The organism is Bradyrhizobium sp., from assembly GCF_035652035.1.
GTDB lineage: Bacteria > Pseudomonadota > Alphaproteobacteria > Rhizobiales > Xanthobacteraceae > Bradyrhizobium.
This window is the reverse complement of record NZ_DASREO010000112.1, coordinates 1-22,169: the sequence shown is the minus strand read 5'-3', so window position 1 is coordinate 22,169 and position 22,169 is coordinate 1. Positions and strand designations below refer to the sequence as shown.

The window sequence follows — 22,169 nt, the reverse complement described above, 5'->3', positions numbered from 1 at the left end:
GTAGAAATCCGGCTGGCAGCAACGAAACGCGCGCCTCCCACAATGACGACACGATTTCGTGTTGTCTAATTCCTTTCCGGAAATGGGGAAGATTTCCGGAGAATTAACGTCACCGCAACACATACGCGCTGACATCGGCCGTGAGACGGTGGTTGGGGAAAAGGGGTGGATGGTCGGGGCCAATCCGAAATCTGAAAGTCATGGTCGCGTGAATTTGTTCTGGATACCGGGCACGGTACGCCATGCGCTTTCGCGCGTCGCTTCACGGCGCTTCTTCCCTCTCCTCGCCGTGCTCATCCCGCTCTCGCTCACCCTCGCCCAATGCGGCAACTCGCCCAGCGCGGGATCGCTCGCCGCCAACGTGCACGGGGCCAGCGACAGCTTAGACGACCGCTTCCCCAAACCGCAATTCAAGGACCGCTTCCCGACCGCAGCGGAAAGCTTCAAGCAGCGTCCGGCGAACGTCGCCGATGCGCAAAGCCGCCGCGTGGTGCAGACGCAATCCTATCGTGTCGCCTCGCTGGCCCCGGTCGTGCCCTATCAGCGTCCCCAGCATGAAGACCAAACCGCGCTGGTCGGTTTGAAATCCTCCGCTTTCCCCTATTACGGCAACAATCCGCGCAGCGAGGCGCCGTTCCTGAACGTTTCCGACGGCGACCGCAAAGGCCACCGCGGCTATTCCGGCCGCGTGTTCTGGCAGAACGAGACCTTCAACGACAACCGCGTGCTGATGCACGTTCCCGAGCATTTCGACATCAACAAGCCGGGCGTCATCGTCGTGTTCTTCCACGGCCACGGCGCGACGCTTGAACGCGACGTGCGCGACCGTCAGCGCGTGCCGCAGCAGATTTCCGAGTCCGGCGCCAATGCCGTGCTGCTCGCGCCGCAGCTGGCCTTCGATGCCGCCGACTCCAGCGCCGGCAAGTTCTGGCAACCCGGCGCGCTGAAGCGCTTCATCAATGAATCGGCCGATCACCTCGCTCAGCTCTACGGCGACCCGAACGCCGCGAAGACTTTCGCCAACATGCCGATCGTGATCATCGGTTACAGCGGCGGCTTCGTTCCCACCGCCTACGCCCTTGACGTCGGCGGCCTCGGCAACCGCGTCCGCGGCGTCGTGCTGCTCGATGCGGTCTATGGCGAACTGGACAAGTTCGCCTCCTGGGTCGAGCACAACCGCTCCGGATTCTTCGTCAGCGCCTATACCCACTACACCCAGCCGCGCGATCGCGAGCTGATGGAGATGATCCGCGACAAGGGCATCGCCGTTTCCGACGACATGGACGGCCCGTTGCGCCCGGGCAGCGTCGTCTTCGTCAGGACGCCCGAAGGCGTCACGCACCGCGACTACGTCACCCACGCCTGGACCGACAAGCCGGTACGCGACGTGCTCGCCAAGATGTCATTGACGCCGGCACTGACGCGATACGCCGCCAGCAGTTCGGACACGGCGATCAGTCGCTAGGCGCCACGTTCAGCTTTTCGCGACCGAAAGATTCCGAGTCAGGATCACGGTGAACAGCGCCAAAGCCACGAAGGCCGCGCCGGCATAGCCGATGCCGTAGATAAGTTCGTGCGCGTACAATGCTCCGCCGATCCCCGACCCGATCGCCTGCCCCACGTACAAAAACGACGTATTGAGCGCAACCGAGGCGGAAGCGAGCGGCGGCGCGGCCGCGACCAGGCGAACCTGCTGCATCGAATTGCTGGAGGCAAAACCGAGCCCCCAGATCGCGGCGGAGACCGCCATCAGCGGATAGACACCTGCAGAGAGCGCCCATCCCGCAACGCCGCTCAGCACCAACGAGATGCACAACACCGACGTCCTCAACGGCCCCCAGGAATCGACGATGTTGCTGACGGCTATGATCCCGAGAAAGCCGCAGACGCCGTAGATCGCGAATACGAGCCCGACCGCATCGGGGCCGAGCTGCGTCAGCCGCGACAACACCGGCCCCATATAGGTGAACACGGCGAACTGCCCCGACATCAAAAGCGTCGTGATACCGAGCAGCACGACGATCACCCGGTTACGTCCGAGATCGGCCCACGTCTTCAGATCGACGAGCGCGCCCACGAGGCCCCGGGGCAATCGCCAGAGCAATAGCGCGTAGCTGAGCATCCCAATGACGCTGATGCCACCATAGGCCGCGCGCCAGCCGTAACGGCTGGTCAGGAAGGTGATCAGCGGCAGTCCAACGGCGGCGGCCAGTGACCAGCCGAGAAACACATAGGCAATGGTGCCGCCGCGTTTTTCGACCGGCACGATCAGCGCCGCGGTGCCTGCGGCCTGCGGCGTATAGAGCGCACCAACCGCCAGCATGATCAGGCGGATGACCAGCAGCGCCGCGTAGTTGGGCGCAAAGGCGGATGCGGCATTGCCGAGTACGAGGACGGCGAGCGTCGCCGTCAGCAAGGCGCGGCGTTCGATCCGGCTTGTGAGCCATGCCGTCAGCGGCGATCCGATGCAGAGCACGATTGCGCCGAAGGTTACAAGAAGGCCCGCGGTGTGGACGGTGATGTGAAGATCGGACGCGAGCTCGATCAGCATGCCCGCCGGCGCCAGGATCGAACAGCCGGTGACGAGATTGCCGAACATCAGCGCGGTCGGGGCGAAACGGCGATGAACGGGACTCTCAGGCGGCAGGTTTTTCATGCGGCCGCATCTAACGTGCAAGTCGGCCGATGGAAAGGGCAGCCATTCGAATTATTTGGAAGCGATGCAACGTCCATGAAAGAAAGTCGCGCGCTACATGAGAGAAAGTCGTCTGTCAGTCGACGCGACCATGTTGACCAGCGCAAAACTTGCTCAGCGCTACTTCGCAGCCGCCTGGCCTGATGGACGCTGAGCGGCCACCGTCTCTTTCGAAGGGCAAGTCGGCAGCAGCGTGTCAAGGGCGCGCGACAGGCCCTCGGTCGACAACTCCGTACGCTCGGCGTGCCTGCGGTCCGGGCCTTGCGACGATTCAATGAATTCGAATTGCGGCTGGCCTACAAGCTTGTCGACGGTCGCACGCGTCAATCGCACGCCCCAAAACTCGGAGCCCGGCGTCTTCGAGACGATCTGCGTGAAAGCGAGCGGCGCAGCGGTTGCATTGCCGATCGCGACAGTGGGAAAGACCGACTTCGTGGCGGGGCGCTGGACATCGAGTTCGAACTGCTCGGTGGAGATGCAGATCAGCCGCCATTGCAACAGCCGATGGGAGGCTTCGCCTTCGGCCTTTTGCGTGACGACCTTGCCGGCCATGCTGCGCCCGCCGTTTTCGAACTGCCACGGCGTCTCGACCTGCTCGCGCCGGTCGATGCCAAAGCGGATGATCTCGTCGCGCGTCAGCACGTGCACGTCCTCGAATTTCACGGTGCTCACGAGCTTCAGCAATCCATTATCCGCGCCCATCCGCGCAAAATAGCTCGCCAGCAGGCCGTCGGAGCGCGCCCGCCCCCGCTGGTTCGCGGCAGCCAGCATCTCCGCCGTCGGCACCACGCCGAGGAACTGGGTGATGACTTTCGCCGAATGCACGCCGAGCGCCGTGTCCGGCGCAACTTCGCGCGTCGAAGCGCCGAGCAGGAAATAGGGACAGGCGGAATTGCAGATCGCGTTGCGCGTCCAGAGGTCGCTGGTGAGTGCGCGGCCGGATTGCTTGAGCTTGAGGCAGACGTCGCTGTCCTGCGCCTCGAAACCACATTCCCTCACGATCGTGCGGGCCACCCGCACCACCGCCGGCTTCTCATGCAGGAACGCCCCCATGGCGAGCGCCTGCTCGAGATTGCCTCCCGGCGAGGTGATATAGATCGGCAGATGGCGATCCCTGAGCGGTTTGAAGAATCTGCGAAACCGCGCCGCCGCGCTGCCGTCGATCTGGCCCTCGATCGCGATCCAGGTGTCGCAGCCCTGCCCGCACGCATCTGCCGCGCCCTTGGCGACATAGAAGACGACCGGGTGGATCTGTAGCGGCCGCGGCGCGAGCCGCGCGCGGACGGGCGAAGTCAACCGCGCGGCCGTCTGCGCCGTCGCCGATCCGCATAACAACACGAAGACAGCGACGAGAACGCGACGCAGCGTCATGGAGACCCCAGGAATTCCGGCCACGGGGAGGAACGCCAACGAGCCTCCAGTGTCAAGGGTCTGCTGCCCAACCCTGACGCGAACTCCTCAATATGGCGCAATTTTCTTGATATTGCCGGATTGCAGGTGCCGAATCCCCTGCTATACGGGTTTTCCGCTTACCTGCGCTCGTTCGCAGGAGTGAGCTTTGAGGAGATACCATGTCTGACAAGAATGCCCCCGCGTCCGGATTCCAATACAGCATCACGAATTTGAAGCCGGCCGAACCCGTGCATAAGGTCACCCTCACCTTCCCCGACGGCGCCCGGCGCGAATATCCCAGAAGCACCAGCGGCCTTGAGATCGCCAAAGGCATTTCGCCTTCGCTCGCCAAGCGCACGGTGGCGATGGCGCTGGACGGCACGCTTGCCGATCTCAACGACGGCATCGAAGCGGATGCAAAGATCGAGCTGATCTCGCGCGATGATCCGCGCGCGCTCGAACTGATCCGCCACGACGCGGCGCATGTACTGGCCGAAGCGGTGCAATCGCTGTGGCCGGGCACGCAGGTGACGATCGGTCCCGTGATCGAGAACGGCTTCTACTACGACTTCTTCCGCAACGAGCCGTTCACGCCGGAAGATTTTTCCGCGATCGAGAAGAAGATGCGCGAGATCATCGCGCGTGACAAACCCTTCACCAAGGAAGTGTGGGATCGCGAAAAGACCAAGCAGGTGTTCCGCGACAAGGGCGAGAACTTCAAGGTCGAGCTGGTCGACGCCATTCCCGGCGACGAGCCGATCAAGATTTATTTCCAGGGCGACTGGTTCGATCTGTGTCGCGGCCCGCACATGACCTCGACCGGCAAGATCGGGAACGCCTTCAAATTGATGAAGGTGGCGGGCGCCTACTGGCGCGGCGATTCCAACAATCCGATGCTGACCCGCATCTACGGCACGGCGTTCGCCAAGCAGGAAGACCTCGACGCGTATCTCAAGCAGATCGAGGAAGCCGAGAAGCGCGATCACCGCAAGCTCGGGCGCGAGCTCGACCTGTTTCACTTCCAGGAAGAAGGTCCGGGCGTCGTGTTCTGGCACCCGAAGGGCTGGACGATCTTCCAGGCGCTGATCGCCTATATGCGCCGCCGCCTCACCGGCGATTACAGCGAGGTCAACGCGCCGCAAATCCTCGACAAGGTGTTGTGGGAGACCTCCGGCCACTGGGACTGGTATCGCGAGAACATGTTCGCCGCGCAATCGGCAGGCGACGAGGCCGAGGACAAGCGCTGGTTTGCGCTCAAGCCGATGAACTGTCCGGGCCATGTGCAGATCTTCAAGCACGGCCTGAAGAGCTATCGCGATCTGCCGTTGCGGCTTGCAGAATTCGGCGTCGTGCATCGCTACGAAGCCTCAGGCGCGATGCATGGCCTGATGCGTGTTCGCGGCTTCACCCAGGACGATGCGCATGTGTTCTGCACCGAGGCGCAGCTTGCGGAAGAGTGTCTCAAGATCAACGAGCTGATCCTGTCGACCTATGCCGATTTCGGCTTCGAGGGCGAACTGACGGTCAAGCTCTCGACCCGACCTGAAAAACGTGTCGGCACCGACGAGATGTGGGACCATGCCGAGCGCGTGATGGCGACGGTGCTGCAAGAGATCCAGTCGCAAAGCAACAACATCCGCACCACGATCAATCCGGGCGAAGGTGCGTTCTACGGGCCGAAGTTTGAATATGTGCTGCGCGATGCCATCGGCCGTGACTGGCAATGCGGCACCACGCAGGTCGACTTCAACCTGCCTGAGCGTTTCGGCGCGTTCTACATCGACGCCGACGGCTCGAAAAAGGCCCCCGTGATGGTGCACCGGGCGATCTGCGGCTCGATGGAGCGCTTCATCGGCATCCTGATCGAGCACTATGCGGGCAACTTCCCGCTCTGGCTCGCACCGATCCAGGCAGTCGTCACCACCATCACCTCTGAAGGCGACGAATACGCCAAGGTGGTCGCGGCTGCCGCGCGGCGCGCGGGCCTCCGCGTCGAGATCGACCTGCGTAACGAGAAGATCAACTACAAGGTCCGCGAACATTCGCTGGCGAAGATCCCTGCGCTGCTCGTCGTCGGCAAGAAGGAAGCCGAGACGCACTCGGTCTCGGTACGCCGGCTCGGCAGCGACGGACAGAAGGTGATGGCAACTGACGAAGCCATCGCAGCATTGGTCGACGAGGCGACACCGCCGGATATCAAGCGGGCGACATCAGCGAACGGAGCGCACGCGAGCTAGCAGTTCAGTGAACGCCGCCTGCCCAGTCTAAAGACGCGTTCCGTTGAACGCCTGGAAAATCCAGTTCTTTTGGTCCTCGGCTGGCTCCAGACCGGCCTCCTTCAGCGCGTCGAGCGCTTGATGCGACCAGGGACTGTTGGGAAATTTTCGCTGCAACACGGCCACCGCGCATTGCGCCTCGGGCTTCATCCCGAGCGCCAGATAGGCCTGGGTGATGTGCGCCAGCGCTTCCTCGACATAGGGCGAGATCTGATATTCGACAATGACCACCCTGAAGCGGTTGATCGCCTGCGGGTTGTTGCCCTTCTCCTTGAAGAAGCGAGCGGCATTCATCTGTCTGGCGACCTCGGCATCGAGGACGGCCTTTTCATTGTTGTCCTCGATCTGCAGCACCTGAGACGTCTGGGCTTGCACCGGTCGCGAGCCGACAAGCGTGAGAACCAGGGTTGCCAGAATTACCGTTCGCAGCATCATCTCACCACTCCACTTGATCACTGCCACGTCAGTCCTAAAACCATTTGTCCAGCGAGTCGTTTCGGGGGTTCAGCCTGGCGGCGAATTACTTCGTCATAATCGCTCTAAATCGGCTTCCATCGGCGTGGCACTGCGCCTATCTGCTGCGGTGCACCCGCTAATATCCCAAGGACCACTTCGTGCCCGACGCTTTAGACCTTTTGAAGACCCGCCGCTCCGTCAAACCGCGCGAGATGACGGGGCCCGGCCCCTCGCCAGCCGAGCTCGAGACCATCCTGACCATCGGCGCGCGGGTGCCGGATCACGGCAAGCTTGTGCCTTGGCGCTTCATTATTTTTGAGGGCGATGCGCGGCTTCGCGCCGGCGAGGTCATTGCCGGCGTCTTTGCAAGGAAAAACCCAAATGCCTCGCCGGCCGATATCGAGGTGGAGAAACGACGTCTCACCGATGCACCGCTGGTGATCGGGATCGTGAGCTTCACCAAGCCGCATCCCAAGGTGCCGCCGTGGGAGCAGGAATTGTCCGCCGGCGCCAGCGCGATGAATATCGTCACGGCGGCCACCGCGCTCGGCTATGGCGCATGCTGGCTGACGGGATGGTTCGCCTTCGATCGCGACGTGCTCGACGGGCTCGGACTGAAGGCAGACGAAAAGCTCGCCGGCCTCGTTCATATAGGCAACGTTTCAAAGCCGAGCGACGACCGCCCGCGGCCCGTGCTGTCGGATATCGTGACGCGGTTTTAAGCCGGCCCGCGAAGCGGTCGTTTTCGGACGAGGTCATCGGCTTCCGGGTGGCCGGCGATCGCGAGCGCAGCTATGAACTTGGGATATGCTCGACTTTGCCTCGCAATACCAGGCGCTCCAGCGGCGCGATCCCGCCTTTGACGGCGTCGTCTTCGTCGCGGTCAGAACGACAGGCGTCTATTGCCGGCCGGTATGCCGGGTGCGGACGCCGTTTGCCCGCAATATCCGTTTCTATCCGAGCGCGGCCGCGGCTGAGCGCGCCGGCTTTCGGCCGTGCTTGCGCTGCCGCCCCGAGACCGCACCGTTTTGTCCTGCCTGGAAGGGCACGCGAACGACGGTGGAACGCGCACTCAAACTGATGGAGGATGGCGCGCTCGATCGTGAGGCTGTGACGGCCCTCGCCTCAAAGCTCGGCGTAGGGCCGCGTCACCTGTCGCGGCTGTTCGCCGACCATCTTGATGCTTCGCCGCTCCAGGTCGCGCTCAGCCTCCGCATCCAGCGCGCCAAACGTCTGCTCGATAGCACCGACCTGTCCATAAGCGACGTTGCCGAGCGCGCGGGATTTTCCCATCCACGGCGCATGCACGCAGCATTCGTGAACCTCTTTAGCCGGCCGCCTTCGGCGTTCAGGAAGAAGCGACCGTAAGATGATTCATGGACTTGATGACACCTACATTGAGGAAGCCTGGAAACACGCAGAGACTCTGGAGATCGAAGATCTTGCTGCTGAGCTTTTGGGAAAAGCACAAGAAGCCCGAAGCATAGAGGGCGATCTGTTTTGCATTCTTTACCTTGCTTTCCGATGCGGCTTCAAAACGGCGATTGGGTTACAACCGGATAAGCATGAGATGACCAAACGATCGTGCGAAGGAGAAATCCGATGACCGCCAGAAGCTATGGGACGGTGAGCCTCGAGGTGCGGAAGGAGATGTCGGGGCTCGAGTTTGTGCAAGGTCTCGCCAACCGAACCCTGCCCCTGAACACGATCGCCAGAACGCTGGGCTATGATGTCAGCGAAGCCGAGGCTGGACGGGTCGTTGTCACCATCACTCCAACCGGCGATCATCTCAATCCATCTGGGACGGTGCATGGCGGCCTCACGGCCACGCTCCTCGATACCTGCATGGGGCTGGCTGTCCAAACGATGCTCGAAAAGTCCGAGGCGCAGACGACGCTTGAGTTCAAAATTTCGCTGGTGCGCCCGATCACGCCTGAAACGGGGCCCATCAGGGCCGAAGGCGTAGTGCTCAATCGTGGCAGCCGCATCGGCACCGCCGAGGGCCGTGTCACCGACGGCAAAGGCCGCCTGCTCGCCCACGGCACCACGACGTGTCTGATCTTTCCGAGCTGACGGCGCTAAAACCCAGGATCACGCCGCCTGCGAGGCGCGGCCTCCGAACCTCGAAAAAAGCGCGGCGATCTCGCTCGCCGGCTTTGCCGCGCTGAACAAAAATCCCTGCACCTCGTCGCAACCTTCGTTGCGCAGCCAGTCGAGCTGATCGACGGTTTCGACGCCTTCCGCCGTCGTCCTGATGTTCAGGCTGCGGCCAAGACCCGAAATCGCGCGCACGATCGCGACGCAATCCGGCCGCTCGGCGAGGTCCTTGACGAAAGAGCGGTCGATCTTGATCTTGTCGAACGGAAACGAGCGCAGGTAGCTGAGGCTCGAATAACCGGTGCCGAAATCGTCCATCGAGATGCGCACGCCGAGCTCGCGCAACTGGTGAAGGATGGCGAGATTGGCTTCCGTCTCCGCCAGAAATACCGATTCGGTGATCTCGAGTTCGAGGCGCAGCGGCGACAGGCCGGAATGCGCCAGTGCCGAGATCACGGCCTGAACCAGATTGCGGCTGCGGAATTGCACGGCCGACAGGTTGACCGCGACCTTGACGTCGCCGGGCCATTTCGCGGCTTCGGCGCAGGCCTCGCGCAGCACCCACTCCCCGATCGAGACGATCAGCCCGATATCTTCGGCGATCGGAATGAACTCGGCCGGCGAGATCATGCCTTTCTCCGGATGTTGCCAGCGCAGCAGCGATTCGAAGCCGCTGATGCTGTTAGCGCCGATGTCGACGAGCGGCTGGTAATGCAGTTCGAACTCGCCGTTGGCGAAGGCGCGGCGCAGGTCGAGCTCCATATCGCGGCGCTTTTGCGCAATCAGGTCCATTTCGCGCTCGAAGAAGCGGTGAACGCCACCACCGTCGGACTTCGCCCGGTACAGCGCCATGTCGGCGCTGCGCATCAACTCCTCGGACGTCTTGCCGTCGCTCGGCGACAGAGCAATGCCGACGCTGGCGCCGATCACGACCTCGACGCCGTCGATATCGTAAGCCTCGCTCAGCACGCTGATCAGGCGGGTCGAAAAATCGCTGATCTCCTTCGGCGAGGGATCGGATGTCAGAATGAGCGCAAATTCGTCGCCCCCAAGACGCGCAGCGACATGACCGCCGCGAACCTGCAAGCGCAAACGGTCGGCGACCAGACGCAACAGGCGGTCTCCCATCGGGTGGCCGAAGGAATCGTTGACGTTCTTGAACAGATCGAGATCGACGCACAGCACCGCCACGCGCTTGCTCGCGCCTTGCGCTTCTTGCAGCGCCTGGCTCAGCCGCTCCTGGTAAAATTCGCGGTTGGGCAAGTCGGTCAATCCGTCGTGATGGGCCATGTAGGCAATGCGCGCTTCGGCCTTGCGGCGTTCGGTGATGTCGGCAATGGCGACGAGATAGCCGTCGCGGCCATCGAACGTGACGCGTCGGCCATAGGTCAGCACATGGATCTCGCTGCCATCGGCCCTGATGTGCCGCCAGTTGCGGTTCGACTGGTAGGCGTCGCCGATATTGACCAGCGCCTCCCTGTGGGTGATCCGCTCGTCCTCCGGCCAGATCTCGTCGAGCGTCATGGAGAGGAATTTTTCGCGGGCGTAGCCGTAATGCTGAACGGCGGCATCGTTGACGCTGAGGAACCGCGCCGTCTCGGCGTCGAACACCCACATCGGCATCGGGTTGTTGTCGAACAGAAGCCGGAACGAGGCCTCGCGCCGCTTCAGCGCGGTGACGTCGGAGACCGTCAGCGCGAGAATGTCGCCGAAGGCGGTCGCACCCAATTGCAGGCTTCGCTCGTCGCTGTCGATCTCGAACTGATCGCCCGTGCCGCTTCTGACCACCTGAAGCAGTCGTTCGACCACCTCGCGCGAGCACAGAAGATTGCCCTTTGAGCTGAGCCGTTGCCAGAGCAGATCGGCGGCAGGCAGTTTGAGCAATCGCGCCGCACCGGCGTTGTGGTGGACGATCTGGAAATCGAACGGCCGGCCTTCCCCGTCGCGGATCGCCGCGAGCGAAAGCACGCCTTCGTCGGTTGCGGAGAAAATTGCGTCGAGCAGATTGTATTTGTCGTCACGCTCGTTGACGTAAACGCCGACCAGGGTATGTCCCCAGCGCGAGGCGGTTGGAAGGGCCAGCACGTTGTAAGTTTGAACCAACCCGTCACGCACGCAGTGGGCGGACGAAAGATAGGGACGGCTGTTATTGAGCGCGCAGGATGCAGCCTCCGCAAGCACAGTCGCGCAATCCGGCGACAGCTCGCCAAGCGGAACATTCCAGTAGTCCTGCCCGAGCCATTTCTGGGTGTAGCGGCCGGTGCGCGAAACCTCGAGCCCGGCCTCGCCATCCTTCAGCAGGATGGCGGCTAAAGGAGAACAGGGGCCGGATTCCACTGAAAATATAGGGTTAGAGGTCGGTGGAGAGTTCGCAAAACCAGAACAAACCGCCGTGAACAATGGTAGAACCTAGGCGGTCACGAGCACAAAATAAGCACATCAAGTTCAGGAGATGTTCCCATGAAAATGCCCCTTTCATTCACCCCGGAATTCATCGGTGGCCTGATCGCTAAGCGCGATAGCCTGAAGAACGACACGCCGAGATGGGAGCGACTGAACATCGCGATCGGCCAATGTCGAACCTACAACAAGGTGGAGCATGATCACCGCAATCGACTTTGGCCGCTGATGATCCGCACCCAGCAAGAACTCGCCAGTCTCGGCGTCGTGGTCGGCTGACATTTCAGGGAGAACAGTGATGGCGAGGAAGCCTGCGAAGTCGCAGCAAACCGTGGTGGTTAAGGACTATGGCGAGGATACCGTAAACCGGCTTGCCGTGATCCTGAAGGCCCTTGAACAGATGGACGAGCGGTCACGCCTCGCCACATTGGGATACATCAAGGCCACCTATCCGAAGGAATGGCCTAGCGACAGTTATCAGTGAGGGGCGAAAATGGCTCGAAAGCAGGAATATATCCGCTGGGCGATCGTGGGTGACGCCGGCCTTTATGTCGGTCAGTGTCTCACCCGAAACGACGCCATCGCCGAGCATGTCCAGGCTCGGTACGGAATCTCCCAGTGGTCTAATCGCGTGCTCAGTCAAACGCAGCGCGAGTGCTGGGAAAAGTGCCGAGCCAAAGGCGACCGTGCGGTTAAGGTCAAGATCACACTTCAGTGAGGTTGGAAAATGGGCTTTGCAAGCTGGATTGCCCGCAAGCGATGGGCGGCGAATATGGCGAGGGCCAAGGCGTTCAGGGATACGCTAAACTTTAGCCAGCGTCAGGTTTTTGATCGTTCGCTGCGACCTCGACTTCCGAAGGAACAGGGAGTTGTGATCGACTATCCCGACGCACTCTATCACATCACAATTGACGATCTGTGTCGGGCTATTAGAGCCGTGACCCGCGATCGCATGTTTCAGTAGCAACGGAGGTTCAGGTGGAACAGATTTTTTTCAGGTCACGAGGCATCGCCATCCCGCAATGGTTCGCCGTCTTGCTGGTCAAGTTTCCGGCGCTACAAGGACCACTTTGGCTGGTCCGTTGCCCTGGTGGATCTGATTGGGCCTGGCGATGTTGTCGGCGGGGCGACTGCGGATGTTCGAACCTCAGATATTACGGACCCGCAGTCTCGAATGGGAACAACGAATGAGATGGGATACGTTTCACGGCTTAACGCTGCGGATGATTATCTTCATCGCCGCATCGTGCTTGATCGCGCATTGGATGCTTTGAGAGTTATACGCAAATCGCGGAAATAGTATAACCGCAGAGATGACCGAAGAAAGTAACTGAGATGCGAAAGCCATGGTGGGGTACGAGCTGGTGTTCAGCGGCATGGACTATGCTCGGTTACGATTGGGTTTATACGCCGCTAATGAACCTATGTCAGATCAAGCCATGGTCGGTGACAGCGGTTGGCCTCGCCTTCCTGATCATAGGAACTGGCCTGCTTGCGCTTCAAGCGGCGTTGGGTCTTCAACCGCATTCGCACAGTTGAGCAGGGATAGACCGTGAGCCCCTTAGAGAAGCATTCCCGAGAGTGCATGGCCAAGCACGAACTCCGCCCCATCGAAGATCCTATGGGCGATGACCACCATACCGACGCCCCTTTCACGAGGGAAGACGAGGAGATCGCAGAGTTAGCCTATTGGCTCGGCGGTCTGTTTGTTGACAAACAAAACTATAGACCGAGCGACCTGATCGGCGCCACCTACTATTATCAAGAGATGACTTCCCTTGACGTTTGGCGGCGAGTGGCTAGAGCGCTTCGCCTTCATGGCCTCAAGATAGTCAACGCTGATCCTAAATAGAGACTCAAAATGTGGTTGGTCCGAACAAAAACTCCTCATCCATGCGCCGGCATGACGCCAGCACAGCGACGCGACTTTGAGTTAATCGCTATCAATGAGCGCCCGCGTGGTGGCACCATGACGCTCAAGAAGCTTTTGGAGCGCGGTCTTATCGAGAGGGGCGAGCCACAGGTGCTTGGTCGTGACGCGCTTGGACCGATTACCGTGCCATCGTGGTATGTACCGATGGACGTGCATTACCAGTGGTGCAAATGGTGCAGCGAGCAAGCGAACGCCAGGAGCGTGAGATGAAGCCGCCGAGCATGAATGAGTTTTTCATTCGCGGAATACCATTGGCTGTGGCGCTTGACCTATTGAAACGATGGGATTCTCTAACCTCGGAAGAGCTTGCAAGATGGGGATTCTCAAAGCCAAAGTTGAATTCCTAAGCCAGGATGACGATCATGGGTGAATGGCAACCGATCGAGACCGCGCCGAGGGACGGCAGCAAAGTTGATCTTTGGCTCACCACGCCGAAGGGAGGCCTATCGACTGGCGATTATGGGCGCGTCAGTGATTGCTGGTTCTCGGACGGGAAATGGTGGCTTTACGACGAAAGTAAGTACGCCAGCGATTCCGAGAACTGTCGAAGCGAGGTCTGGAATGTAACGCACTGGATGGAGCGACCCGCTCCTCCGTCTCCCTGAGAGAGCGCCGTCATGGTAGCCATCAACTTCCAAGCCCAATTCGCTGACGCGGTCGCGGCCGGCCGCAAGACGCAAACGATCCGCCGCAACGCGCGGGCTAATCCCGGTCAAGCGATCCAGCTCTATACCGGACAGCGCACCAAAGCCTGCCGGAAGCTCGCTGATGCGGTCTGTATCGACTGCACCTATGTCGGGCTGACGGCGCGCGGCGTGACCCTTGGCGACACCAGGCGCTTCCCCGGCGACATTGACGACTTCGCTCGGGCTGACGGGTTCAAGGACTACGCCGATATGTGGAAGTGGTTTTCGGAGCGGTACGAGACGAACAGCTTCACGGGGCATATTATCCGTTGGCGCCTCGTTAGCAGTGTCTAGAGAAGACTACGGAAGCGTAAAGGCTCCCAACTGGAAGCACCCGCTGTTGGCAATCGCAATGTTTGACGTGCTGTTCTCATGAACACCGTCCGGCGTGTAAAAGAACGCGGAGCCGTTGACTTGCCACTTACCGCCGTCCTGCGAGTTCTCGACTTGGTTAGCCACTTCGAAAAAGCCGTGCAGCCCTGACGGGATGGTCCTGATCCAGTCGTTCACAGCTACCCGCACTGATTCCGCCGCGTTTGGCGTCTGGTTGACTAGAGTCGCCCAACTATCGGTCGAAGTCGTATATGGCGGAAGCGTAGTCTGAAAGACCTTAGTCGGATCGCGCCAGTAGCTCCAGACGTTCTTCAGTGCATTCTGTACGGTCGCAAGAGAATCCCCGCCTGTGACGATATCGTTGATTCCATACTGACAAATCAGGTGCGAGCAGAAGCGCAGAGCAGAAAAACGCAGGGCGTTCGAGAACAGGAAGCTATTCCCCTGGTCGCCGGAAACACCTAGATTCATGACGGCATAGTTGCTATTTACCGCTCGTTCGATTTCCCCAATCCCGCCGCTCGTTCCGGTAAATGTGTCCCCCAAACCAAAAGCTCGACTATCCCCCACCACACCGATCGATGGCTGGTTGGTCGTGCCAATGATTGCGATCGGGCTGAACATCACACCGTTGGTAGTGTTGGTGATCGTTCCTCCCATAGTCTGATCAGCTATACCAGTAGCCCCATAGGTGCAGGCCTCGCCGTTTGCGGTATCAACACCGTTAGGCCATTTCATACAAGGCAGTGTTGCGCCTCCACCCACGACGGTAGTGTCTCGCCATATCCGGATATAGAAGAATGCTCCTTGCGGCGGCGCCGTGACCGGATCAGAAAAAAAGGTGCCAATAGGGACTAGAAAAGGCTCGATCTGCCCATCCCAAGTAAGCTGTGTAAATGTTCCGGCCGGATACTCCAGCGATCCGGTGAATAACGCAGCGCCGGCCGCAACAGTCTCTTCAATGGCGGAACTATTGGTATTGGCGATAAACCAGTGCGGAATGCCGATCCTTATTGTTGGGGTACTCGCAGCCATGCGATGACGAGAACGCGACATCATTTGTGCCGCTGTCGGCGCATTGAGGGACTGAGGAACTCGGCATCCAGTCGCGACGTGACCGACATAGGAAGTAGAAAGGCTACGAACCGGCATCATCGGGCCGCCAGAGTCGGGGATCATCGGCCCGCCAAATAGGCTCATGTCAACTCCCAGCGCATGTATAGAAACGTCATAGATAGATCACTTTCAGTTTGAGATATTTGGCGAGAAGCCACTCGATCCTTGCCCCGCCGCTTCGCCACCAGCCCGGCAACATGGCGATAGCGTCGCACTCACAGAGCTGGCCAAGGACATAGGCCATGATCCCGCGGAGAGGCATTCCCTCGATATTGGCTGATGCGGGATTGAAGACCTGATGATGCTCTAGTCTGAAGCGGTTTGCGGCTTTGGCAAACGCAGGTTTGTTTAGATCAACGCGCCCGCGCATTGGGCCGGCAATATAGACTTTCACCGCTCGAACTTGAATCTCTTACGAGCGTCCTTGGTGGCTCTCTCGCTCTGTCTCGCGCGGAAGAACAGCTTACCCTTTTCAACCTTATAATCCGTGATGTGAACAAGACCGCAGTGGCAGCACATATCACGCTGCCCGGTCCATGACGCCTCGTACCATTCCCCATCGATGATCTGACGATAGTTTTTCATACCCTGATGATTTCCCCTCGGAATTGTACTTCGTTGTCAGACCATTTCGTCACCAACTCAGGAAACAACAGACGCCCATCCCGGTATGTCAGGACCGCAAACCCGCTCCGCCAATCAAGCGGAGAATCTTCCGTATAAGAGAACGCACGATGGTTCTTGTCAGCCACGCAGCCAGTATCGACGCCGTAACGATCATAAGAACGATAGTCAGAAAGAGGTCGCACGTTCTGACAATGAAGGTGGCCAGTGACCATCGAGATACCGGCATTGAGGGTGTTTGCTCTTGTGGCGTTCATGCCCCCTTTCCAGCGATGCTTGACCATCGTGGCTCCGCCCTCCACGCCATCATTGATCATGCAGGACATTGCTTTCTGCCACGCACCGAAATGGTCAGAGAGGTGAACACCCTTCACGCCTCGCATCTGCGGCGTTGAGTTGGCTATCAGAGCCTCAAAACGCGCATCGTGATTGCCAAGCGTCCAAATCTTCTGTGTGCCGCGCCTGGAGCGAATAACAATATCGTTCAGATGATCTTGCGCGGATTCTAGCTCTTCCACGACATCCGGCGCCTTCTCCCAGTTCTGGGGGTGACGAGAGATGCGCGGGAAATCCATCACGTCGCCATTCAGGATAATGGCGGTTGGCTTGATGTCGTCTACAAACTTCTTGAAGGCGCGAAGGCAGGTAGATTGTTCACCTGGCCAGATATGGAAGTCGCTTCCTACGAGGACTTGACCATTAGCGATTTGAAGAGGAACGCGGCCGGGATATTGAATTGAAGCAGTGCTTGGAGCGGAAAGGAGACTGTCGAGATTATTCTCTAGGCGCCTGCGTCGTTTGTAGACATTTCTTTCTGTTATTCCAAGCTTTTCTGATAAAGCCGTTGCACCAATCGAACTGAACAGACGCATGAACTCTTCGTTTGAGCATCTTGCTTCTGGCATCTAAGCCTCAATGATTTGTTGATGAAAATCATCGCCGCTTAGCGGACTTCAAACACCCCCGCCCTGAACGAAGCAATAGACGGACCCGCCAGAACTCAGGAACACAACGCTGTGGCCGGTCGGATTGCCGTATTTCCAGGTCAGCTTGCGGTCGGGAATTTCGATCTCGGTCCCAATAGGAACAGGAGTTCGTCTCAGCTTCTCGTTGTCACGATCATCCGTGATATTGCAGAAGGTCTTGCTGTCTTTTACATGGATTTCATCGCACCAATAGGCGTCAGCCTCGCCACAACATGAGACTGAAGGATTGTCGGGCTGCATGAGGCTTCGATACCATTGCCTGACTTCTGGATCGGTTTGCTCCCATTGACCCCCGTCCCTGGCGACAGCAAATTGAACGCCGTAGAGAAAGAACAGAAGAACGGCCATCACAATAATGGCCCCCACGAGGGACCAGTTTATGCGTTCTCGTAGCGATCTAGGAGAGAGCAAGGTCCGTATCCCTTTGTCCAACCTGTGTGCCATTGACCGAAATCGTCCTTCGCAGCTACGTGCATATCGATGACGCAGTAATCCACCTGCACCGGCATGACCGGCTTGGGTTGATCGAGCCAAAGGCAATAGAGGGTTGAAATTGTTGCGGCGATGATGACCGCGCGGATCATTGTTTAAAGATCATTCGCCAGTAATAGACGATCTGCAAACACAGGAGGATTGCACCGCCAGCAGGCAGTATGATTGACCAGATGTCCTGCAAGTGATGAATCCAGGCCGGGGAAAATATGCTGATAACAGCCAGAGGAACGGAGATGGCGTCGTGGTGATTCATCTTGCCGCTCAGTGAAAGAACTTCGGATGATGCTTGAACTTATCTGTCCAACGCTTCTTGACCTGATCGTTGGGTGTAACAGCCGCTGGAGGCTCCGCCTCCACCTTTGGTTTTGAATGATGGATGATACCCAATTGAGGTCTTTCCATCGATGAGCAACCGCCAAGCAGCAACGCACTCACAATGACGAGTTTTTTCATGTCTACCTCTTGATGATATTTGCGATACCGGAGAAGAACATTCCGGAAATGATCGTCATGGCGACGTAAGAGGTCGCGCCAGTAACCGGAGGGGTGAACCCGTCGTGTCCGGTTATCCAAAAGCTGATTACTTTGTCGTAGGCAATCGCCTTGCTATAGTAGAGAGCAACGGAATAGGCGAGGATCGATGGCGGGGAAAGCGGATGGCCAATCCACAGGGACATGGCCTGTGCTTGTGACGCTGCAATACCAACGGCCGATTGGATCGCCGTGATAGTAACGTCTTTGGTCTTGTTGTAAGCAGTAACAGCGGAGGTCGCGAGAGAGGTCAGACCACTAAAGATGATCCCTAGCACCGCCATCCCCTCTTCTTGGCGATGTAGTACCAGGTCTCGGAAGCCGCAGAACATGAGGCCCCGACAACCATCGTAATGACATTGACGATATCTGGGTCTGTAACGTCGATTGAAACACCGGCCTTGGTCGCCAGTGTAGCTCCAAAGTATCGCAAGAAGATGCGAACGACCGGAGCTATGCCATCGAAGTTCACTTGGTAACGGCAGCTTTTGCGGCCGCAATCTTTGCAAGGATGGCTTCGGCGTCAGCCTTCATCTTGGCCGCCAATCCTTCTCCACCAAGTATCAATTTCATGATGTTTTGATACTGCCAGACTCCCAAAGCGATTCCGCCAGGAAGCCAAAATGCAACGTCAACCCATGCGAACATAGGGAATTCCTTTCAGTTTGAGAAAGATTTGCTTCCACCACGGAAGCGGTTGAGACTTTGGTTTATGCAGGCAAAGCGCCTTCTCGGCATTTCTACGATTGACGAGACCTTGAACCACCCGTCCCTTTGCGCGGACATACCATCCAGAGAAGGCATCGCAGCCGCCGAACAGATCGCCAGCGTTCATGCGCTCAACCATGGGAGATCGACACACGGCCTTTGGACCGGCGTTATAGGAAGCTGATATCAATGCGGCCTGCGCACCATCAGGAAGATCGACATGGATGCAATCCGCTATCCCGGCCCAGTATTTCGGGAGGCTCTTTTTCAGCAGCGCGATGCACTGCGCCTTGGTGTATTTGTCGCCGGGCTTGAGATCAGGAATCTCGGCGCGAGTTGCGCCATAGCAAACTGTGGGAGGGTCGCCGGTACCGATCGTATCGACTTTTGCCGTTGTCCACAGCCCCTCCCAAGGCTGAAGAAATGATAGCGCAAGAAGTATCGCTCCCGCCCCGGCCGTTGCCTTGGCTGACTTTTTCATCTATTCCATCTTCGGTTTAGGGTTTCAGATACGGTCAGATCATGAAACTAATTTTAGCTATGCTCTTGATTGTTATGTTCTCTGGATGCGACCAAAAGAGAGAGACCTCACACAAGAACCCGCCGCCACCCCTAGTTTGCAGGGACGGTGTGTGCTGCGGTGTCTGTTAGGCCATCCATCGAGCAGTTAGAGACATATTGGCTTCCGTTCCAAAGAACGTCTGGGCATTAGCGTTCACAAGAGCGGACTCAACCGCATTCACATTGTTTATGCCAATCGAAGGAGGGCTAATATATTCTGCGGTCACTGTTTGCGTCATGATGGAAGCAAGCGTTGCCGTTTGTCCGTAGTTCTCTACAGCCGCTCCAGCCGTTCCGGAAATGGCAGTTGTACTATTCCATCCAATACCGATTTGCGCGCCAGAGTTTGCGCTCGTCGCATTGACGTTGATATATTGCAATTTCTGCTTGAACGACAGATCAAAGACATTTTCAGCAAGGCCAGAAAACACAGTAAGCGTATTTCCTGAAGCCGCGTCAGACTGTCTTATGGTAGTGCTTGTATAAGTCCACGATGCTGTGGAGTCTCCGCATTTCAAGTATACTGGAACTCTATTGAATGCGTTCCACACTCCCCATTTTCGGCTCTGTCCCCATGTGCGATGGCATGTGACCTGTCCTGCCGATCCGTCAATGAAGATAGAGCCAACGTAAGTCCCCTCGTTGGCTGCAACCGTGTAAGTTGTTGCACCGTTTCTTGCGGTCATGGAGTTTTTGTTAGTCCAAAGACCGTGAACCCGCTGTAGCTCAGTAGTACCCGCTCCGGTACCTCTCGCGCATGATCCTGCGGTATTCGTATTCCAGGCGGGACCAGTTCCTATCGTTGTGGTTCCCGAATTGTCGAACACGAACACGTCATAGAGGGTACTAGCAAGATGGTTGGCAACAAGAGTCAGTGTTAGCTCTGAGAACTGCCTCATCTTGAAACTAGCGCCGTCAACGGTAATCGGAATGCGATCACCATCGTATGGCGTATAATAAACAGCCGTCGCCGCCGAAACGTCTCCCGTTATGATAGGAGTCAAAGAGGTGAGGGTTAGATAACCCTGCGGTCTCTGAAGCACGTTGTTGAAGTTCTGGCCATCCGTGAACCAGTTAGTTCCATCGGTGTTGGCCATACAGCCGCAACCAGCCGGTATCGTGAAGCTTGCCAGACCATCAATGGTCTGAGTGCCGTTTCCCTTGAAGGTGATGTCGCCGGACGAATTGTTCAAAACGCAAAAGACGAAGGGAGAGCCTACAGAGGTCGCATCAGGCGTCGTTATCGTCTTCCCCGAGACTGTACACTTGATGATTTTTCCCTGATCGGAGGCCGAGACCGTGTAGTCTACGGCAGTGCTGGTAAAGCCAGCACCCCCCACTACCTTTCCGAAGGCCGTTGACGTGTTTGTTTCGCTCGAATCGAACGCCGTCTTTATCGGATCGGAAAGCTTGCTCTTTTGTGTAGACCACTGGACGCGGTTGGCCGATGTCTGAGAACCGTCATCCGAGGGAGGATTAGAGTTGTAATTCGAGACAGACGTTACCGTAAACGGTGCAGCCATCAGGCCACCATCCTTTTCAGACTAGAAATGTTTGAGGTTATTGCTGGAACGCAGATGCGCCCAAGGTATTGCCAACGGTTGCAGGAACGGTTGCGCTTGGTATCTTCGCGCCTAGCTTCGACAGGGAATTACCCGCCGCTCCGCTCTTTTGGATAAAGCTAAGAGCCGACAATCCCATCGCCCTTGGGTCTGCGAGAGATGCCGCAAGGCTTACCATGTCGGTGAGGGAAACCATGTTGTTTCGGCTCGCGACAGGCATCCGCCTGATCAGAGCGTTACTGACCGGGATCAGCTTGGAAATATCCTGATTGATTTCCTTGACCCCTTCGGGAGACGCCTTCTCGATCGCTGTCTTCAGCTTGTTATAGAATACGTTATAGACGATCTCTGACGCCTTTGATTCCGGATCGGGTCTGCCAAACTGCCACGCTCCGAACGATCCTGAAGCCTGCTTGACGATCTGTGCATCAGGTATTGAGAGATTATTACCAACGAGGTTTACTTCCTCGCCAAGGCTATCCAGTGCAGAGGCGATCTTCTGGTTTGCGCCGAAACCCTTCAGTTTTCCGGAGCTATTAAGTTCTTTCCGGGTCTGATCAACGATATCTTCAAGGTTGATCGTTTCCCTTGAAGACGCTAGCTTTTCCCTAAGCTGGGTTGATAATTCGCCAAGCTTGCTTTGGGTTTTCTCATAAGTGGTGTTCAGGCTTCCGCCGAGATCGAACCGCTTGATTGTGTCCAACGAGAATCCGTCCGCAATATCTCGAGAAGTCGGGCGAATTACGCTGGTCATGATCTTGTCGCCGGCCGCGCCGAATATCTTACCCGCCAACGAAAGAACGCCACCTGTAGCGGCACCTATTGCGCCGCCCTCGGCCGCACCTTTAAGTCTATCTTCTAGACCTCCCTCAGACTGTCCCGATCCGAACAAAGCACCAACCCCGGCGCCACTGGATATAGCCTTCGCGACCGTGGGGAGCTTGGAGAGTCCCGTCACCGCTCCCGCCGCCGCAGTTGCCGGAGCCGCCGCCATCGTACTGGCGACGCTACCGGCTATTTCTCCGGGCACGCTAATGGCCGCAGGTATCTCCTTGTCCCTCGCCCTTTGCTGAGCCAGGTTGCCTTCATAGTCACCCTTCTTGCCCCCGACCCCGGTAAGCTCACCCATCTTGGCAGCGAGTTCGTCCGCATATCCAAAGGTCATGCCGCTGGCGAGGGCGCGCACGGCATCATCGATATAGCCAAGGACACCGTGGCCATGCGTTGTGACCTTCTGCCAGTCCTTGCCGTCAAATGCGACCATTTCCCTCGTTTGGGGATTTACAGCCGTCTTCGCAGGCTTCCACTGACCGGAATC

General features: G+C 58.2%; 24 protein-coding genes and 1 pseudogene. 11 read left to right on the top strand and 14 right to left on the bottom strand.

All coding sequences use genetic code 11. The annotated features are described in order from the left end of the window. The first annotated feature begins 169 nt into the window (after positions 1 to 169). Positions 170 to 1,465 carry an alpha/beta hydrolase gene (locus VFB05_RS31095; RefSeq protein WP_414643343.1) on the top strand — a complete coding sequence of 432 codons (1,296 nt, stop codon included), beginning with the start codon at positions 170 to 172 and terminating at the stop codon, positions 1,463 to 1,465. A gap of 9 nt (positions 1,466 to 1,474) precedes the next feature. Here the strand turns inward: VFB05_RS31095 and VFB05_RS31090 are convergent, their stop codons facing one another. Both VFB05_RS31090 and VFB05_RS31085 read right to left on the bottom strand, forming a co-directional pair. Continuing rightward, positions 1,475 to 2,656 carry an MFS transporter gene (locus VFB05_RS31090; RefSeq protein WP_325019842.1) on the bottom strand — a complete coding sequence of 394 codons (1,182 nt, stop codon included), beginning with the start codon at positions 2,654 to 2,656 and terminating at the stop codon, positions 1,475 to 1,477. A 159-nt stretch (positions 2,657 to 2,815) separates the two neighbouring features. Beyond that, complete coding sequence (locus VFB05_RS31085) at positions 2,816 to 4,066, bottom strand: hypothetical protein (RefSeq protein ID WP_325019839.1); 1,251 nt, start codon at positions 4,064 to 4,066, stop codon at positions 2,816 to 2,818. 200 nt (positions 4,067 to 4,266) lie between these two features. On the opposite strand from VFB05_RS31085, the gene thrS reads away from it, so the two are divergent. Next, positions 4,267 to 6,324 carry a threonine--tRNA ligase gene (gene thrS, locus VFB05_RS31080; protein ID WP_325019837.1) on the top strand — a complete coding sequence of 686 codons (2,058 nt, stop codon included), beginning with the start codon at positions 4,267 to 4,269 and terminating at the stop codon, positions 6,322 to 6,324. Between the two features lie 27 nt (positions 6,325 to 6,351). Here thrS and VFB05_RS31075 read toward each other — a convergent pair whose 3' ends face one another. After that, complete coding sequence (locus VFB05_RS31075; RefSeq protein ID WP_325019834.1) at positions 6,352 to 6,798, bottom strand: outer membrane protein assembly factor BamD; 447 nt, start codon at positions 6,796 to 6,798, stop codon at positions 6,352 to 6,354. A gap of 179 nt (positions 6,799 to 6,977) precedes the next feature. Between VFB05_RS31075 and VFB05_RS31070 the strand changes: the two genes are divergently transcribed. The 4 genes from VFB05_RS31070 to VFB05_RS31055 all read left to right on the top strand — a co-directional run bounded on the left by VFB05_RS31070 (position 6,978) and on the right by VFB05_RS31055 (position 8,892). Beyond that, a complete protein-coding gene (locus VFB05_RS31070; protein ID WP_325019832.1) occupies positions 6,978 to 7,541 on the top strand; it encodes a nitroreductase in 564 nt (187 codons plus the stop codon). 85 nt (positions 7,542 to 7,626) lie between these two features. Further along, positions 7,627 to 8,187 carry a bifunctional transcriptional activator/DNA repair enzyme AdaA gene (locus VFB05_RS31065; RefSeq protein WP_325019830.1) on the top strand — a complete coding sequence of 187 codons (561 nt, stop codon included), beginning with the start codon at positions 7,627 to 7,629 and terminating at the stop codon, positions 8,185 to 8,187. Position 8,188: 1 nt separating this feature from the next. Further along, the gene (locus VFB05_RS31060; RefSeq protein ID WP_325019828.1) at positions 8,189 to 8,425 is read left to right on the top strand and encodes a hypothetical protein; all 237 of its coding nucleotides are present in this window, start codon (positions 8,189 to 8,191) and stop codon (positions 8,423 to 8,425) included. Next, positions 8,422 to 8,892 carry a PaaI family thioesterase gene (locus VFB05_RS31055; protein ID WP_325019826.1) on the top strand — a complete coding sequence of 157 codons (471 nt, stop codon included), beginning with the start codon at positions 8,422 to 8,424 and terminating at the stop codon, positions 8,890 to 8,892. Before VFB05_RS31060 ends, VFB05_RS31055 begins: the two co-directional genes overlap by 4 nt. Before the next feature lie 18 nt (positions 8,893 to 8,910). Here the strand turns inward: VFB05_RS31055 and VFB05_RS31050 are convergent, their stop codons facing one another. Continuing rightward, positions 8,911 to 11,253 carry a putative bifunctional diguanylate cyclase/phosphodiesterase gene (locus tag VFB05_RS31050; protein ID WP_325019824.1) on the bottom strand — a complete coding sequence of 781 codons (2,343 nt, stop codon included), beginning with the start codon at positions 11,251 to 11,253 and terminating at the stop codon, positions 8,911 to 8,913. Between the two features lie 123 nt (positions 11,254 to 11,376). On the opposite strand from VFB05_RS31050, the gene VFB05_RS31045 reads away from it, so the two are divergent. From VFB05_RS31045 to VFB05_RS31030, 5 genes are all read left to right on the top strand, one after another. Then, positions 11,377 to 11,595: a hypothetical protein gene (locus tag VFB05_RS31045; RefSeq protein WP_325019822.1), complete on the top strand. Its 219-nt coding sequence runs from the start codon at positions 11,377 to 11,379 to the stop codon at positions 11,593 to 11,595. A 19-nt stretch (positions 11,596 to 11,614) separates the two neighbouring features. After that, complete coding sequence (locus tag VFB05_RS31040) at positions 11,615 to 11,800, top strand: hypothetical protein (RefSeq protein ID WP_325019820.1); 186 nt, start codon at positions 11,615 to 11,617, stop codon at positions 11,798 to 11,800. Positions 11,801 to 12,901: 1,101 nt separating this feature from the next. Beyond that, complete coding sequence (locus VFB05_RS31035; RefSeq protein ID WP_325019818.1) at positions 12,902 to 13,168, top strand: hypothetical protein; 267 nt, start codon at positions 12,902 to 12,904, stop codon at positions 13,166 to 13,168. Between the two features lie 434 nt (positions 13,169 to 13,602). Beyond that, positions 13,603 to 13,854, top strand: a complete 252-nt coding sequence (locus VFB05_RS32290; protein ID WP_414643342.1) for a DUF551 domain-containing protein — start codon at positions 13,603 to 13,605, stop codon at positions 13,852 to 13,854. Positions 13,855 to 13,866: 12 nt separating this feature from the next. After that, the gene (locus tag VFB05_RS31030) at positions 13,867 to 14,229 is read left to right on the top strand and encodes a hypothetical protein (protein ID WP_325019816.1); all 363 of its coding nucleotides are present in this window, start codon (positions 13,867 to 13,869) and stop codon (positions 14,227 to 14,229) included. 6 nt (positions 14,230 to 14,235) lie between these two features. Here the strand turns inward: VFB05_RS31030 and VFB05_RS31025 are convergent, their stop codons facing one another. From VFB05_RS31025 to VFB05_RS30980, 10 genes and pseudogenes are all read right to left on the bottom strand, one after another. Continuing rightward, positions 14,236 to 15,468, bottom strand: a complete 1,233-nt coding sequence (locus VFB05_RS31025; protein WP_325019814.1) for a hypothetical protein — start codon at positions 15,466 to 15,468, stop codon at positions 14,236 to 14,238. Positions 15,469 to 15,496: 28 nt separating this feature from the next. Continuing rightward, a complete protein-coding gene (locus tag VFB05_RS31020; RefSeq protein ID WP_325019812.1) occupies positions 15,497 to 15,778 on the bottom strand; it encodes a DUF4406 domain-containing protein in 282 nt (93 codons plus the stop codon). Positions 15,779 to 15,965: 187 nt separating this feature from the next. Continuing rightward, on the bottom strand, positions 15,966 to 16,913 hold the full coding sequence (locus VFB05_RS31015; protein WP_325019810.1) for a metallophosphoesterase: 948 nt from the start codon (positions 16,911 to 16,913) through the stop codon (positions 15,966 to 15,968). 48 nt (positions 16,914 to 16,961) lie between these two features. Then, positions 16,962 to 17,342: a hypothetical protein gene (locus VFB05_RS31010; RefSeq protein WP_325019808.1), complete on the bottom strand. Its 381-nt coding sequence runs from the start codon at positions 17,340 to 17,342 to the stop codon at positions 16,962 to 16,964. A 408-nt stretch (positions 17,343 to 17,750) separates the two neighbouring features. Further along, complete coding sequence (locus tag VFB05_RS31005; protein ID WP_325019806.1) at positions 17,751 to 17,942, bottom strand: hypothetical protein; 192 nt, start codon at positions 17,940 to 17,942, stop codon at positions 17,751 to 17,753. Positions 17,943 to 17,944: 2 nt separating this feature from the next. Next, on the bottom strand, positions 17,945 to 18,304 hold the full coding sequence (locus VFB05_RS31000; protein ID WP_325019804.1) for a hypothetical protein: 360 nt from the start codon (positions 18,302 to 18,304) through the stop codon (positions 17,945 to 17,947). A gap of 184 nt (positions 18,305 to 18,488) precedes the next feature. After that, positions 18,489 to 18,668 carry a hypothetical protein gene (locus VFB05_RS30995; RefSeq protein WP_325019802.1) on the bottom strand — a complete coding sequence of 60 codons (180 nt, stop codon included), beginning with the start codon at positions 18,666 to 18,668 and terminating at the stop codon, positions 18,489 to 18,491. Then, entirely contained in the window at positions 18,652 to 19,209 is a 558-nt protein-coding gene (locus VFB05_RS30990; RefSeq protein ID WP_325019799.1) for a lysozyme, read from the bottom strand. Before VFB05_RS30990 ends, VFB05_RS30995 begins: the two co-directional genes overlap by 17 nt. Positions 19,210 to 19,375: 166 nt before the next feature. Beyond that, positions 19,376 to 20,812, bottom strand: a complete 1,437-nt coding sequence (locus VFB05_RS30985) for a hypothetical protein (protein WP_325019797.1) — start codon at positions 20,810 to 20,812, stop codon at positions 19,376 to 19,378. 37 nt (positions 20,813 to 20,849) lie between these two features. After that, positions 20,850 to 22,169, bottom strand: a pseudogene (locus tag VFB05_RS30980) (hypothetical protein); the annotation flags it as partial.